The organism is Providencia sp. PROV061, assembly GCF_011045655.1.
In the GTDB taxonomy this organism is placed as follows: domain Bacteria; phylum Pseudomonadota; class Gammaproteobacteria; order Enterobacterales; family Enterobacteriaceae; genus Providencia; species Providencia hangzhouensis.
Genome location: NZ_CP042861.1, coordinates 3,930,987 through 3,946,118, shown reverse-complemented (window position 1 = coordinate 3,946,118; position 15,132 = coordinate 3,930,987). Strand labels below are relative to the sequence as shown.

14 protein-coding genes and 1 tRNA gene are annotated in these 15,132 nt (G+C 39.1%); 6 read left to right on the top strand and 9 right to left on the bottom strand.

What is annotated here, in order from left to right; all coding sequences use genetic code 11:
* Positions 1-25: 25 nt before the first annotated feature.
* The 8 genes from nanK to FVA72_RS18205 all read right to left on the bottom strand — a co-directional run bounded on the left by nanK (position 26) and on the right by FVA72_RS18205 (position 7,689).
* A complete protein-coding gene (gene nanK, locus FVA72_RS18240) occupies positions 26-895 on the bottom strand; it encodes an N-acetylmannosamine kinase (protein WP_004258893.1) in 870 nt (289 codons plus the stop codon).
* Complete coding sequence (locus FVA72_RS18235) at positions 892-1,590, bottom strand: N-acetylmannosamine-6-phosphate 2-epimerase (protein WP_004258889.1); 699 nt, start codon at positions 1,588-1,590, stop codon at positions 892-894. Before FVA72_RS18235 ends, nanK begins: the two co-directional genes overlap by 4 nt.
* A 205-nt stretch (positions 1,591-1,795) precedes the next feature.
* Positions 1,796-2,485, bottom strand: coding sequence for an oligogalacturonate-specific porin KdgM family protein (locus FVA72_RS18230; RefSeq protein WP_036958047.1), 690 nt, complete (start codon positions 2,483-2,485; stop codon positions 1,796-1,798).
* An 82-nt stretch (positions 2,486-2,567) separates the two neighbouring features.
* A complete protein-coding gene (locus tag FVA72_RS18225) occupies positions 2,568-3,725 on the bottom strand; it encodes an N-acetylneuraminate epimerase (protein ID WP_110591179.1) in 1,158 nt (385 codons plus the stop codon).
* Positions 3,726-4,447: 722 nt separating this feature from the next.
* Positions 4,448-4,523, bottom strand: a tRNA-Phe gene (locus tag FVA72_RS18220).
* Positions 4,524-4,649: 126 nt separating this feature from the next.
* A complete protein-coding gene (gene dicD / locus FVA72_RS18215; RefSeq protein ID WP_409201109.1) occupies positions 4,650-5,222 on the bottom strand; it encodes a division control transcriptional repressor DicD in 573 nt (190 codons plus the stop codon).
* Positions 5,223-5,428: 206 nt separating this feature from the next.
* Positions 5,429-5,722 carry a helix-turn-helix domain-containing protein gene (locus FVA72_RS18210; RefSeq protein WP_004258707.1) on the bottom strand — a complete coding sequence of 98 codons (294 nt, stop codon included), beginning with the start codon at positions 5,720-5,722 and terminating at the stop codon, positions 5,429-5,431.
* 647 nt (positions 5,723-6,369) lie between these two features.
* A complete protein-coding gene (locus FVA72_RS18205) occupies positions 6,370-7,689 on the bottom strand; it encodes an anaerobic C4-dicarboxylate transporter (RefSeq protein WP_137019376.1) in 1,320 nt (439 codons plus the stop codon).
* 49 nt (positions 7,690-7,738) lie between these two features.
* Here FVA72_RS18205 and tnpA point away from each other — a divergent pair, with 49 nt between their 5' ends.
* From tnpA to tnpC, 3 genes are all read left to right on the top strand, one after another.
* Positions 7,739-8,035: an IS66 family insertion sequence element accessory protein TnpA gene (tnpA, locus tag FVA72_RS22145; RefSeq protein ID WP_008914069.1), complete on the top strand. Its 297-nt coding sequence runs from the start codon at positions 7,739-7,741 to the stop codon at positions 8,033-8,035.
* Entirely contained in the window at positions 8,032-8,376 is a 345-nt protein-coding gene (gene tnpB, locus FVA72_RS18195; protein ID WP_034167512.1) for an IS66 family insertion sequence element accessory protein TnpB, read from the top strand. Before tnpA ends, tnpB begins: the two co-directional genes overlap by 4 nt.
* 84 nt (positions 8,377-8,460) lie before the next feature.
* Positions 8,461-9,984, top strand: a complete 1,524-nt coding sequence (tnpC, locus tag FVA72_RS18190) for an IS66 family transposase (protein ID WP_137018908.1) — start codon at positions 8,461-8,463, stop codon at positions 9,982-9,984.
* A 207-nt stretch (positions 9,985-10,191) separates the two neighbouring features.
* Here tnpC and aspA read toward each other — a convergent pair whose 3' ends face one another.
* Entirely contained in the window at positions 10,192-11,616 is a 1,425-nt protein-coding gene (gene aspA / locus FVA72_RS18185; protein ID WP_004258700.1) for an aspartate ammonia-lyase, read from the bottom strand.
* A 436-nt stretch (positions 11,617-12,052) separates the two neighbouring features.
* Here aspA and FVA72_RS18180 point away from each other — a divergent pair, with 436 nt between their 5' ends.
* From FVA72_RS18180 to groL, 3 genes are all read left to right on the top strand, one after another.
* Entirely contained in the window at positions 12,053-12,568 is a 516-nt protein-coding gene (locus FVA72_RS18180) for an FxsA family protein (RefSeq protein WP_096864374.1), read from the top strand.
* 163 nt (positions 12,569-12,731) lie between these two features.
* A complete protein-coding gene (locus FVA72_RS18175) occupies positions 12,732-13,025 on the top strand; it encodes a co-chaperone GroES (protein WP_004908085.1) in 294 nt (97 codons plus the stop codon).
* A gap of 51 nt (positions 13,026-13,076) precedes the next feature.
* Positions 13,077-14,720, top strand: coding sequence for a chaperonin GroEL (gene groL, locus FVA72_RS18170; protein ID WP_004258673.1), 1,644 nt, complete (start codon positions 13,077-13,079; stop codon positions 14,718-14,720).
* The last annotated feature ends 412 nt before the right edge of the window (positions 14,721-15,132 follow it).

Sequence of the window (15,132 nt, the reverse complement as noted above, 5' to 3'; positions counted from 1 at the left end):
AAAAGGTAAGGAGTACGACAGTTTTTTAGTGTTTCCTAGCCCAAAGAACGGCTCCCCAAAGTCCAGCATTATGATGATAGTGAGCAGCTAAAATAGGGACTTGTAACGCCTCGGGCTGTTGTCTGATAGCTGCTTGAACAAGCTCGATATATCCATTTGCTAATCCAACACTTCCACCAAGAACAACACAGTCGGCATCTATTATTGCTTTAATATCAGCAACTAAATTAGCTATAGTACTTGCTGAGTTTTCAATTATTGTTTTCGCTTGAAGGCTTCCCTGGTAATAGGCAGTAAAAATAGCTTTAGCATCTTTACCTGCAAGTTCATTTACAGCTTGTGAAGCAATGGCACGGCCGGAAGCGATAGCTTCGACACATCCATAACGACCACAGCCGCAAAGAGGGCCATGAGGATCAGCTATAGTGTGGCCTAGATGGCCTGCAATACCTCGTTTTCCTAGCTGTAATTGTCCTTGTTGAATTAGGCCGCCCCCAACCCCTGTCGATACTGTAATAAATGCCATATCAGAGATATTTTCATGGCGGTAATCATATTCAGCCCATGCAGCAGCTTGAGCATCATTGAGTAACCAGCAAGGCAAACCGGTTATTGTAGAAAGTGTTTTTTTTAACGGGAAATTTTTTAATCCTCCCAAATTATTAGGATTTAATGCAGTTAATACGCCATCACAGATAATCCCTGTAGAGGCTACGGCGACACCATCTGCATACGCTTTTAGTGGTGTAGTTATCGCCACCAAAGCTTCATAGAGTTGAGTTGGTGATGCACTTGCAGGGGTTGTAATTTGAGTATGGTGCGTAAGTTGATTGTCTCGACTGATTAATGCAGCCGAAATCTTTGTTCCTCCAATATCAATTGCTAATATATTCATTTAACTAATTCCTGCTGTAACTTGAGGGCATGGGTAAACCAATCACAGACATGTTCAAGTCGGGTTAATGCGGAACCAACTGTGACAGCCCAAGCTCCAGCTTGTATAGCTCTTGCTGCAATCATAGGTGTGTTATAGCGGCCTTCGGCTATTACACGGCATCCATTTTCAGCGAGTGCTGCCACTAATTGTAAATCAGGTAATTTTGGTATTTCACCACCGGTATAGCCAGACATAGTTGAACCAATAAATTCTGTTCCTAATTCCTGGCAATACATTCCCTCATTAAATGTGGAACAATCTGCCATTGCCAACCTATTGAAGTGGTGTATGCAAGCCAATAACTCATTGACTGGAACTGGGCGTACACGATCCGTACCATCAAAAGCGATAATATCGGCACCTTCTGTTGCTAGTGCTTCTACATCACTTAACCAAGGTGTGATCCTGACAGGACTATCCAGTAAATCGCGTTTGACAATACCAATAATTGGCACATCAATAAGAGGGCGAGTTGCTTTTAAATTATCTATTCCCTCAATTCGTACTGCTACTGCACCTGCATTAACTGCAGCTTGAGCCATTGCAGCAACAATTTCTGGCTTATCCATAGGGCTATTATCGACAGGCTGGCAAGAAACGATCAGCCCTCCTTTTTGTTGAATATCCGTAGTCATCTTTTCAATCAATGCCATTTTGAACTCACCATTTTATTTTGAAGTATAACTCCAATTAATGTTATTTTATGAAGCTAAATTCCTCAATTACGAAAGTCGTAATTTGTGAAGAAGATCAAATAATAAAATATTTTTCTTAATTTATTGATAAATATGAAAAAATAATATAGTGAGTAATGGAGTAATTACTCACTATAATTTTTGGCATCTTTTTACATAAGATTTAAAAGTGGAATTGTAATCCTAAACGATACCTAGTTTGACGGGCGTCACTGGTCGGGCTTACCGCAACATTTCCAACTTCAATATAAGGAGTGAATGTGTCACTCAATTGGTAAGAGAAAGAGACATTATGTTCATAATTACGTTTCTTATTATCATATTTTATGCCATCGCTATACATTTGTGTGTAGTCATATTCAATTTTGTATTTATTATATTTATAGCCAATAAACGCATCAAAGCGATTTGTTTTTTCGTCATCAACAGCTTTTTTTGTTTTTCTGGCATAATCAAAACGATAACGGCCTGCAATATATAAACCGTTATCAAAATTATATTGCGCCTTTAAATAAGGTTTATAAATTGATGTGTCTGTAACTGTTTCAAAAATTAATCCCGGTTGTAACGTTATACTTTTATTTATCTTATGGTTGTAACTTAGCCCCATTTCGATAGCATTATTAACAACATCACTAAATACTTTATCTTTTTCGCCGTCAACACCACCTGACTTTATACTGGCATCAATATAAAATCCGATACCATTTGAAAATGAATGAATAAAGGCAATGCGATCTTTATTTATTCTGGATGAATCTGAATATTCATGACGAAAGTCTAGTGTAGTCGCATTTAATTGAAATGACATAAAAAAAGTACAACATGCCAATAAAATTTTATTATTAAACATAGTTTTTACCTGAGTGGATAAGACTCCATAAATTTAATATGGAGTTCTTGGTTGGTTATTATAATTTATAAATTTAACTGGTTTAGTTAATAATTAGCTCTTTATCTTTTAATGTTAAAGTGATTACAGAATTAACTGCCTCACCTTTTGTAGTTTCACCTCCGATTAAATATAGTGAATTACCATGCTCAATAGTGATTCCATAACCAAGAGGGATCGGTAGTTCACCAATTACTTTCCATTGATTATCAATCAACCCATAAATTTCTTTATGCCATTTTTTGTCTAAATCCTGATGTGCAAAATAATGTTTCTGTGAATACTTAGCCTGAGACCCAGGGAAGTTAGCACCCCCAGCAACAAGTAAGGTATGAGCACTATAACCTGCAAATGCACCAGCCAAGCCATCTTGCTGCTGCTCAGGTGATGGTGGAGGAAGTTTCTGTACAGTAGTATTCCACTGTAGTTGATTATTTTCTAATATAGCCGTTTGTATTTCACTAGTACGTAACCCAGGCTTTAATTCACCGTTAATCAAGGTTATTGAATTGTTATCATTTACTAATGAAGAACCCGCAGTTCCATTAAAAGGAATAGTGCCTAATGAACCCCATTGATTATTATCTGCATTATAAGTTAGTATGACTCGATTAAAAAAATAGCCTTCTATGGGTTTATTAAAGTAATCATTAATAACTTTACTTTTAATAGATGAATTGTTTTTAGCATGATTTAAATTAATGAAATATTTATCAAATATTTGCTTGTTTACTCCTCCAAGAATGATAGCTTTATTGGTGCTGATACTAACCCCTGCATGACCAACCAAGCCATAAGGTGAACTAGTATCTATTTTTTCCCATTTGTCTTCACTTGGTGAATAACGATAAACATCTGTTAATGAGCTTATTGTTTCACTCTCAATATTTTCTTTTCCCGCTCCGCCGAATATATAAATATTATTATTTAACTTAATTGCTATAGCTTGGTCTCTTGGCGTACCCGGAAAATCAGCTATTTTTTCCCATTTTTTTTTATTTTCATTAAGATCAAGTTTATACCATGAGTTTCCTGTACTACCTAAACCTATGTAAATAATATTTTGGTTAATTACTCCGGTTCCATTTTTTAATGTCACAGGAAGGGCGGGGAGTTTCTCAGCAAAACTGGTCGATGAGAATATTGGTGAAGACAGTATTATGGTGAAAAAGAGATAAGATATTTTCTTTATTATTTTCATACGCGTTCACTCTTGTAGTGGTTATAAGTGAGATTTCTATTTAGAATTAAACTCCAATATAAAGCATCAAATGAAGCATAACTTCAAATTAATGTTTTATAAAATGTGAAGATGGTCAAGTTATCTTTTTAAACTCTATATTTTTTCCTTACCTGAAGGTTAGTCTTAATTTAATTTTGAATTAATACGAGCTATGTAAACATGTGTTACTAATTGATAATATTGATATTTATATTACGTTGGTGATATAAGAACACGCAAGCCATGCTAACGCTTACTGTTATAAAACATCCCGACATAGTTGAATATACCGCTCCGGGTTTCTTTCCATACTCCAGATAAAACTCATTAAATAGCGCAGCATATTGCTACACCTATTATTTTATGTATATCTGCCAGACACATTAAAGCGTAGCATGACTGTATCAGCTCAGATTTAAGCTGACAGGTTTCGTAGATAGAACACAATTCAATCTGATAGCCTAGTGTGAATGAAAAGCTGAAATTGACATATCTGTTAAAGTTAATGATTTGTTTTTATGGAATACTTACACAAGAAAATAAGAGATAGGTTTATGAGGGGGTAAAGGTGTCTTTAACAGCAAAGAACATCTGCAAAAATGGCGTGAAATCCAGTCAATAAATAACGTGTTGCAACGGCCTGAAATCTACCGTAGCTAGAAAAGCAAAAACCCGCCTTTTGAGCGGGTTCTTTAAAGAAGTGGTGCCCGGACTCGGAATCGAACCAAGGACACGGGGATTTTCAATCCCCTGCTCTACCGACTGAGCTATCCGGGCAACGGGGCGCATTAAACCGTATTCAGCCGTTTGCGTCAATGCATTTTTAATAAAAAACCACTTTTTTTTACTGAGTGTTTTCTTTTTCAGCAAAATGTGTGTGTTTAGTATGCGTTAGTTGTTTTTTTAACTTAACGCTCCTTTTTTACGGCATAGTGCGATTGTTAGGATATCCTCAGAAAGGTGTTGTGCAATCTCGACATCTTGAATGTCTCTTTGTACTAATAAACGGTTTAAACAGCCTTCAAGTACTAGTTCCATTTGGTTAGCAACCAATACAGAGTCTTCAATATCTAGCTCTTCTAATAGGTTTTTAGTGAAGTGAAACGAATTGTCTTTTTGCAAGCGACTTAATTGGTGGATAGGGTGCTCTGCATCTGGGTAATAATTACATGCAGAAATAAATAAACAGCCAGGGAAACGCCCTTGGCTGACTTTTTCTGATAATTGTTGGTAGCGAGCCATTAATTTTTGCTGTGGGCTTAGGGACTCATCTAGCAAAGTCTGTCGCTGCCATACTTCGATTTGCTGGCTATGATAGCGTAAGCAATCATAAATAAGCGCCTCATCGTCTGGCCAGAACTGGCGAATAGTAGAGAAATCAGATTCAATTTCACTGAGTAAATTCTCTGTAGATGCGGATAAGCCTTGAATTTCCAATTGATTTAACGCATGGCTTAAAATAATTTCGCGTTGGATAGGCATTGTTAACTCCATCACAATAATGTCTGATTTTTATCCATCATAACAATGTTCAATTGTGAATTATAGCGGTTTGCAGTGCTATTATGAGTCGTCGTTTTCGAAGGAGAACGAAATCAAATAGGAAATTAAGAGGGGGAGTTTAAAGCAAACAGGAGGGGGAAGAACCCCCCTGAAACGAACTTCATGGATTTATATCGGTCTTAGTTGATCAACTTAGCTTCTAATGCAGCATCGATATAATAAAACTGAAAGACTTTTTTCATAAAATCATCAATATCATGTGTTCGTAATTCGAGAGCTTGTAAAATATCTAAAAGACCTTGGATCGTAATCGCATTTTTACCTCTTTCATAACGAGAAACTTGTTGTTGGCTAATTTTTAAGCGAGAAGCTAATTGTGAGCCAGTTAAGCCCACCACTTTTCTACGGTGTTTTAAAAAGCTTCCAATATAAACGGTTACATTTGTATTTTCATTTCTTTGAGTATTTAGCATTACTCCTCCAAATATATAAATATTGAACAAATAAGTTATTTTTCTATTAAAGTTTCGTGATGTTTAATTTGTGTCACTCAGAGTGATTAAAAGATAGTTATCAGACTTTTCGGATATTATTAAACAAGGGTCAGTTAATTATTACCAATATTTATGGCGGATTGATTTTAAATTTTTGATAGATGATTTCTATCTTTGGTACTCTCAATTTGTGTGTGATGAGGGGTTTTTTAGTGTTATTGTTTGTCTGCTTCCGCTTTATTAGTGATTTGTTTTGATGGTTATTTATTCTTACTTTATTTTTGAATTTATATTTCTATTTGTGATTTTGAAGAAATGAATGAAGCAGCTTGTCATTATATGATTATAGTCATTGTTTGTTACACTTATATGTAGAGTATTAATATAGATATATTGTTAGAAAAATACTTATTTCTGATTTTAATTTAATTATTAACAACCGAGTTCAATATATTTTAAATATATTTTTAATAAATGGCTTAGTTTTTTATCTGAATGATTATTATATTTTTATAATTTCCTCCGTGACTTTGTATAGAATAACAAAAATAATATGTTATATGTAGGCATAGAAAACCCGTGCGATTTGCACGGGTCTTTATAATATTAATTGATACTAATATAAACTATAGGATCATACCGCCGAATAAGAAGCCGAATGAAACAGCTAATGCGACAGCGATGGTACCTGGAATAAAGAATGGATGGTTAAAGACAAATCGGCCAATACGTGTTGTCCCTGTATCATCCATTTGTACTGCTGCAACCAGTGTTGGGTAAGTAGGCAGAATAAATAGACCAGAAACCGCAGAGAATGATGCGATAGCCGTTAATGGGCTTACATTCAGCGCTAATGCCATAGGCATCAATGCTTTTGCTGTTGCAGCTTGTGAGTATAGTAAAGCAGAGCAGAAGAAGAAAATTACCGCTAACATCCAAGAGTGCTCATGGATTAAATCACCGGCAGTTTCTTTGATCCAGTCAATGTTATGCTGTACGAAAGTATCACCTAACCAAGCAACACCTAAAATACAAATACATGCGCTCATACCTGCTTTAAAGGTACTTGAGTTCAAGATTGCATCAGTATTAACACGACAGAAAATAGTGATTAATGTCGCTACAGTCAGCATGATAATCAAAATAGCATTTGTGGTGTTCATTAATGGGGTTTCGACAATCCCTAAGCTTGGGCTGTTAATGATGGCATAACAGACAACGCCAACAACCCCAAGTAAGAACAGCAGTACAGAAGACTTAGCACCGGCTTTGATTTCTTTTACTTGGCTACCACGCAGTTCAACTAAACCTTCAGCTAAACGTTTTTGGTAGATAGGGTCATCGGATAATTTAGAGTTAAAAGTCCAAGAGATGATGAACGACATCAAAATGATAGCAAGGAATGTCGCAGGTAATAGAACACTTAAGAGAGAGATGTAACTGACTGTGTTACCTGCACCAACCATTGCAGGGTTTTCCATGACGGATGCCATGTAAACCACTGCAGCAGAAATTGGTGATGCTGTAATACCTATCTGAGCAGCAACAACCGCAGTTGATAATGGACGGCACGGTTTTACGCCTTGCTCTTTTGCAACTTCTGCAATAACAGGCAGTGTTGCTAAAGAGATATTACCTGTCCCTGCGAAAAGTGTCAGGAAGTAGGTAACAATGGGTGCAAGAATGGTGATGTATTTAGGATTGCGGCGCAGTAATTTTTCGGTTTGGGCAACTAAATAGTCCAGACCCCCAGCAATTTGCATTGCAGAGATAGCGGCAATAACAGCCATGATGATTGAGATAACGTCAAATGGAATGGTTCCTGGTTTTACGCCAATAGCAGCGAGTACCAGTACCCCAAGGCCACCGGCGAAGCCGATACCTATCCCACCTAAACGGGCCCCCAAAAAGATGGCCAGCAGGTAAGCGGTTAATGAACCACACATACTAAACAAACTCGTCATTTGCCATAGTAGCTTTTTCATTGGAGGGACTATGGAACAACAAAGTAAACGAGAATACTGGGCTGCAATTCTAGAGCAGCAACGACAAAGTAATTTAGGCATTAAGCAGTTTTGCTCGGAGCAAAACATAAGCTATCAGACTTTTCACTATTGGTCGAAAAAGCTCACGCAATCCGAGCCTGAAACCAGGGTTCAACCTATCGTGGTGACAGAGCCTACCGTGAGCACAAGTTGTGTTGTGTTAATTCTCAATAATGGCATTCGAGCAGAACTGCCGGCAACGCTTAGCTCGCAACAAATTAAGACTTGGTTTGAAGCGCTACAATGATACCAACAGGTAAGGTTTTCCTCATCTCTGGAGTCACGGACATGCGTAAGTCCATTGATGGACTATCGTTGATTGTCGCGGAGACTCTTGAGATGGATCCGTTTAGTGAGTCTTGGTTCATTTTCTGCAATCGTACTCGAGATAAATTGAAAATCTTGTTTTGGGATACTAATGGCTTCTGGCTGTACTATCGTCGCTTAGAAAAAGGGACCTTCAAGTGGCCAAGACCCAGTGAGGACGGAGCCATTCATATTACTAAGCAACAACTGGGTTGGCTTCTTTCGGGGTTAACGCTCGAACATGCCAAAGCTCATCGTCCACTTCATAATCTAGAAGTGTGACCGCTGATACTGATCGTCACGTTGGGCTTGAACGATCCTTTTTTGCTGTCATACTTAAGTCATTGAGATGACCAGAGCCCAGACATGACCGACCTCCCTGATGATATCGACCAGCTAAAAGCTATGCTGCTTGAGCTTCACCAACAGAACGAAGCAAAAGATAAACTCCTTGAGGCAAAGCAAGAGGAGGTTGCCGAGCTCAAAACCAAAATTGAGTTGTTGATTGAACAGCTCAATTTAAGTAAGTCAAAGCGCTTCTCATCACAAAGTGAAAAAATACCCAAAGGTACGTTTAACGAAGCGGAGCAACAAAAGAGTACGGCTAAATCCGACGACGACAAGAAAAAAACAGGCCGTAAGCCTTTTCCAAAAGAGCTCGAGCGTGAAGTTCATAAACATGAACTCAATGCCCCTTATTGCGACTGCTGCGACGAGCCTTTACATCAATGTGGTGTTGAAACTTCTGAAGAGCTGAAAATCATCCCACAGAAGGTTAGTGTTATACGTCACGAGCGAACCAAGTACGCTTGCCGGCAGTGTGAAAAAACACAGACTGAAACAAAGATTATCACAGCCCCAAAACCCGCAAGTATGATCCCTAAAAGCCTAGGGAGTGCAGATGCATTCGCCGCTGTAGTCACAGCAAAATACGTTGATGCTCTGCCACTCTATCGCCAAGTGGATATTCTCAATCGCTCTGGTATAGATATTAGTCGCGCTACACTGGCCAACTGGTGCGTTCAGTTAGGAAGCAAAGTGCAAGTCATTATTGATGCAATGAAAAGTGAGTTATTGAAAGAAAAGCTCATCTGCACGGACGAAACCACTGTTCAAGTATTACGTGAAGAAGATAAGAAAGCACAATCTAAGTCATATATGTGGGTCTATCGTAGCGGTGAGTTCGTCAATAACCCAGTGGTTATCTACGACTATCAAGCCAGCCGCAGAGCAGAGTGCGTACAAGACTTTTTAGGTGGTTACTCTGGTTACTTGCTATCGGATGGCTACAGTGCATACGATAAACTTGAGGACGTGACTCAAGCTGCTTGCATGGCGCATGTACGCAGAAAGTTCACTGATGCTCAAAAAGCTTCACCATCAAAAAAAGCGGGCAAGCCAGAAAAAGCACTGAACTTTATTAGCAAACTATACGGTCTTGAAAAGAAAGCCAAAGGGCTTGATGCAAAATCTCGACACCAACTACGACAAGAAGAAGCCAAACCTATTTTAGATGAGTTCAAGCAATGGCTTGACAGTCAAAACGTTCTCCCTAAAGGATTACTTGGCAAAGCCATCACTTATACGCAAAACCAGTGGCCTAAGCTGCTTACCTACCTTGAAGACGGCGATATAAGTATCGACAACAATGTGACCGAACGAGATATAAGGCCGTTCACGACAGGTCGCAAAAATTGGATGTTCTCAACTTCGGTAGGCGGAGCAAAGGCGAGTGCAAACTTGTATAGCCTCGTGATGACTTGCCGCGCTAATGACATGAACCCTTATTATTACTTCCAACACCTGTTTACCGAGTTACCAAAACGAAGTCCGAAAGATAATGTGTCGGATCTCATGCCATGGAACGTAGAAATCAGTGAGGTTGAGTAAAGCTTTACTGGTTCATTAAGCGCTTACGCCAGCAGAACAATAATAAATTCTACGGCTAACATAGTGTTTACTCCTCGACAAAATGAAAATTAAAATTATGAAACTGTTATGTTAATTATTTGTGTGTGTATCAATCAAAAAAGGCACGCTTTCTATTGAGAGGCGTGCCTTTATTTTTAAGTGTTATTTATGATAAACATAAATTTTTTAGTCATCAAAGCGTTTTGCTTTATAAGCTGGGTGTTTTAAGTTCTCAATAGAGAAAATATCATCCAGTTCAGCTTCGGTCAGCAAACCGCGTTCTAAAACAACTTCGCGGACGCTCTTACCAGTTTCAGCACAAATTTTACCCACGATGTCACCATTATGGTGGCCAATGAATGGGTTCAAGTAAGTGACGATACCGATGGAGTTAAATACAAACGCTTCACAGATTTCTTTGTTTACTGTAATGCCGCTAATGCATTTTTCTTGCAGATTACGACATGCGTTGCTCATTAAAGAGATGGATTCGAACATCGCTTGGCCAATCGCTGGTTCCATTACGTTTAATTGCAATTGACCCGCTTCAGCAGCCATTGTTACGCAGATATCGTTACCAATAACTTTGAAACAAGCTTGGTTAACAACTTCAGGAATTACAGGGTTAACTTTTGCTGGCATGATAGAAGAACCAGCTTGTAACTCAGGTAAATTGATTTCTTTCAGACCTGCACGAGGACCGGAAGATAACAGACGTAAGTCGTTACAAATTTTAGACAGTTTCATTGCCAGACGTTTTAAGCCCGCGTGAACTGTGATGTAAGCGCCGCAGTCAGAGGTTGCTTCGATTAAGTCTTCTGCAGGAACGCATGGTAAACCAGTCACTTCAGCTAATTTTTTAACGGCAAGCTCTGAGTAACCAGGTGCAGTATTCAAGCCTGTACCGATAGCAGTAGCGCCTAAGTTAACTTCGAGCAGTAATTCGATGCTGCGTTTTAAGTTTTTCTCTTCTTCTTTTAAGAGAGTAGCGAAAGCATGGAATTCTTGGCCGACGGTCATTGGAACAGCATCCTGCAACTGGGTACGGCCCATTTTCAGAATGTCTTTGTATTCTTCAGCTTTAGCTTCAAAGCCTTTTCTCAGGTATTCAACAGATTCAATTAACTTCAGTACTGAGTTATACACTGCGATACGGAACCCAGTAGGGTAAGCATCGTTAGTGGATTGACTTTTGTTCAGGTGATCATTTGGGTTGAGGAATTCATATTCCCCTTTTTTGTGACCCATCAGCTCTAAACCGATATTCGCCAGTACTTCATTGGTATTCATGTTCAGTGATGTGCCCGCACCACCTTGGAATACGTCAACAGGGAACTGATCCATGCATTTGCCTTCATTCAACACAACGTCACAGGCTTTGATAATAGTCTCTGCGATATTACGAGGAATAGTTTTCAGTTCTTTGTTGGCTAAAGCTGCCGCTTTTTTTACCATAACCATGCCGCGGATAAATTCTGGGACATCGTTAATAGTGCGGTCGCTGATATAAAAGTTTTCAATCGCACGCAGAGTATGAACACCATAATAGGCATCAGCTGGAACTTCTTTTTTACCTAACAGGTCTTCTTCGATACGAGTATTGTTTGACATGAGAACCTTCTTAATTAGATTACAGTTACTGTCCGTTTATGCGCTTTAAAAATCTATACTTCGTAAAACAAAATTCACAGGTGATTAATATTGCAAAGTAAAACTTTACAAGCAATTAACACCGTCTACTACGTTGTCAGCATTATGATCTACTGATTTATGGGTAGATGATATGCTTTTAATCATCTATTGCCTTGAACCTAGATCACTATATAGTTTGATTTATGCAACAGATTTCACGTTGTGTGACATTCATCACAGATAAGTATCATTAATGAAAAAAATCTGTGAGTTGAAAAGCGTTATCTCTGCCCCAATTATTATGGCTATACTAAAGAAAAAAGCGAATATTGATAGTTGTCTCTTAGATGCAGTTCACAAAGGTTTCCCTAGGGGCGTAAAATAATCGATAGCTTATTGAAATAAAGGAGAACTTGTGCGCTGGTTACCACTCATTCTGATATGTATTCTCGTTTACATTGAATCCGTGATTTTTGTGCGGGTTGCATCCGAAGTTGGTGTTTTAATGACGCTAATTTTGGTCGTTTTGACATCCTGTTTAGGTGTGTCACTCGTTAAAAATCAAGGTATGAAAAATGTACTACAAATCCAACAAAAGTTAGCATCGGGTGAAAGCCCAGCAGCTGAAATGATCAAGAGCGTTGCATTGGTTTTAGCGGGCTTCTTATTGATTGTGCCGGGGTTCTTTACAGATTTTATTGGCTTACTATTGTTACTTCCGCCAATTCAAAAGCTTATTGTAATGCGCTTAATTCCTCATATTCGTTTCTACCAGCCGGGTTCAGGTTTTAACCAAACAGGAAATAGCGGCTTTCAACGTGGCGATACTTTTGAGGGGGAATTCCAACGTAAGCAAGATGATCCTTCTTTTACAATCGATAATTCAGATAAAACAGATTCATCAGATAAAGACGATCGCCCTAAACCATAAAACCACCCTCTTTATGGGGAGATAAAAATGAAAAATTTTTTATCTCCCCCCTTGAAGTCCCTCTTCTTCGCCCCAATCTGCTCAAACATGGTACTAGTTTATTTAAGACATGCTGGTATCGTCCTTTTACCTAGTATGGACTTTATTTATAGGAGAACTATTAATGAAAATTCGTCCATTGCATGACCGTGTTATCGTTAAGCGTAAAGAAGTTGAATCAAAATCTGCCGGCGGGATCGTTCTGACGGGTACTGCTGCAAGCAAATCAACTCGTGGTGAAGTTCTTGCTGTTGGCAACGGCCGCATCCTCGAAAATGGTGAAATCAAAGCACTGGATGTGAAAGTTGGCGATATCGTAATTTTTAACGATGGTTATGGCGTGAAAGCTGAAAAAATCGACAATGAAGAAGTTCTGATTATGTCCGAAAGTGACATTCTGGCAATTGTTGAAGCGTAATTTTCACTTAAAACTTCTCAACGAACGAAAAGAATTTGAAGGAAAGAGATAATGGCAGCTAAAGACGTTAAATTTGGTAGTGATGCACGTACGAAAATGCTTCGTGGTGTGAATGTTCTGGCAGACGCAGTAAAAGTGACTTTAGGTCCTAAAGGCCGTAATGTAGTTTTAGATAAATCTTTCGGTTCACCAGTTATCACCAAAGATGGTGTTTCAGTTGCACGTGAAATCGAATTAGAAGACAAATTCGAAAACATGGGCGCTCAAATGGTGAAAGAAGTTGCTTCTAAAGCTAACGACGCTGCAGGTGACGGTACAACAACTGCAACTGTACTGGCTCAAGCTATCATTACTGAAGGCTTAAAAGCGGTTGCTGCGGGTATGAACCCAATGGACCTGAAACGCGGTATCGACAAAGCAGTTGTTGCTGCAGTTGAAGAACTGAAAGCCTTGTCTGTTCCTTGTTCAGACACTAAATCAATCGCACAGGTTGGTACTATTTCTGCAAACTCCGACGAAACCGTGGGTAAATTAATTGCAGAAGCTATGGATAAAGTCGGTAAAGAAGGCGTTATCACAGTTGAAGAAGGTACTGGTCTGGAAGATGAGTTGGATGTGGTTGAAGGTATGCAATTTGACCGCGGTTACTTGTCTCCTTATTTCATCAACAAACCAGAAACAGGTGCAGTTGAATTAGAAAACCCATTCATCCTGTTAGTTGACAAAAAAGTCTCTAACATCCGTGAATTACTGCCAGTATTAGAAGGCGTTGCTAAAGCAAGCAAACCACTGTTAATCATCGCTGAAGATGTTGAAGGTGAAGCACTGGCAACTCTGGTTGTTAACACCATGCGTGGTATTGTTAAAGTTGCAGCGGTTAAAGCACCGGGCTTCGGTGACCGTCGTAAAGCCATGCTGCAAGATATCGCAATTCTGACTAACGGTACTGTTATCTCTGAAGAGATCGGTATGGAGTTAGAAAAAGCGACATTAGAAGATTTAGGTCAAGCAAAACGTATTGTTATTAACAAAGACACTACCACTATCATTGATGGTGTGGGTGAAGAATCTGCGATTGCGGGCCGTGTTGCACAAATTCGTCAACAAATCGAAGAATCTTCTTCTGACTACGACCGTGAAAAACTGCAAGAGCGCGTTGCTAAATTAGCAGGCGGTGTTGCTGTTATTAAAGTGGGCGCAGCAACTGAAGTTGAAATGAAAGAGAAACGTGCTCGTGTTGACGATGCTCTGCATGCAACTCGCGCAGCGGTTGAAGAAGGTGTTGTTGCTGGTGGTGGTACTGCACTGGTTCGCGTTGCAGCGAAACTGGAAGCACTGACTGGTGAAAACGAAGAACAAAACGTAGGTATTCGTGTTGCTCTGCGTGCGATGGAAGCGCCAATGCGTCAAATCGTTACTAACGCAGGTGAAGAAGCCTCTGTTGTTGTTAACAACGTGAAAGCAGCAAAAGGTAACGAAGGTTACAACGCGGCGACTGATACTTACGGCGACATGATTGACATGGGTATCTTAGACCCAACTAAAGTAACGCGTTCTGCTCTGCAATTCGCAGCGTCTATCGCAGGTCTGATGATTACCACTGAAGCGATGATCACTGAACTGCCAAAATCAGACGCACCTGACTTAGGTGCTGCTGGTATGGGCGGCATGGGTGGAATGGGCGGTATGATGTAAGCCAGCTGGCGACATCAAGCTTAAGTAGTCACTAACTCAGTTAGGGCTACCCACCACAAAACCGGTATCGTTAGTGTTCCTAGCGGTGCCGGTTTTTTATTGGTTTTTAATAAATATATAACCATTAATTATTGATGAATGTAATACCTCGAAACGATGTACAATTAATGCGTTATACGATTTATTTTTGCGTCAATGTTGCTTCACAGGTTATATTTAACGTAAGGTAAATGGTTTGAATTAGTAAAGAATAGAGCAGGTTCTTGGTTAATTTGTGGTAAACTCTATTCGGCTGGTGATGTGCGGCAATTATGGCGCTGTATGTTAATCACCTCCTAGATATTTCAATTAATAGATTATTGAAACTAAAGCGATTTTCAAACCAGCTGCAAAAACACAATGAAAAAATGAG

Coding starts and splice junctions, on each gene's coding strand:
- aspA (WP_004258700.1), bottom strand. CDS start 11,616: ATGTCAAACAATACTCGTATCGAAGAAGACCTGTTAGGTAAAAAAGAA.
- tnpC (WP_137018908.1), top strand. CDS start 8,461: ATGACCGACCTCCCTGATGATATCGACCAGCTAAAAGCTATGCTGCTT.
- FVA72_RS18235 (WP_004258889.1), bottom strand. CDS start 1,590: ATGGCATTGATTGAAAAGATGACTACGGATATTCAACAAAAAGGAGGG.
- FVA72_RS18230 (WP_036958047.1), bottom strand. CDS start 2,485: ATGTTTAATAATAAAATTTTATTGGCATGTTGTACTTTTTTTATGTCA.
- groL (WP_004258673.1), top strand. CDS start 13,077: ATGGCAGCTAAAGACGTTAAATTTGGTAGTGATGCACGTACGAAAATG.
- tnpB (WP_034167512.1), top strand. CDS start 8,032: ATGATACCAACAGGTAAGGTTTTCCTCATCTCTGGAGTCACGGACATG.
- nanK (WP_004258893.1), bottom strand. CDS start 895: ATGAATATATTAGCAATTGATATTGGAGGAACAAAGATTTCGGCTGCA.
- FVA72_RS18175 (WP_004908085.1), top strand. CDS start 12,732: ATGAAAATTCGTCCATTGCATGACCGTGTTATCGTTAAGCGTAAAGAA.
- FVA72_RS18210 (WP_004258707.1), bottom strand. CDS start 5,722: ATGCTAAATACTCAAAGAAATGAAAATACAAATGTAACCGTTTATATT.
- tnpA (WP_008914069.1), top strand. CDS start 7,739: ATGGAACAACAAAGTAAACGAGAATACTGGGCTGCAATTCTAGAGCAG.
- FVA72_RS18205 (WP_137019376.1), bottom strand. CDS start 7,689: ATGTGTGGTTCATTAACCGCTTACCTGCTGGCCATCTTTTTGGGGGCC.
- FVA72_RS18225 (WP_110591179.1), bottom strand. CDS start 3,725: ATGAAAATAATAAAGAAAATATCTTATCTCTTTTTCACCATAATACTG.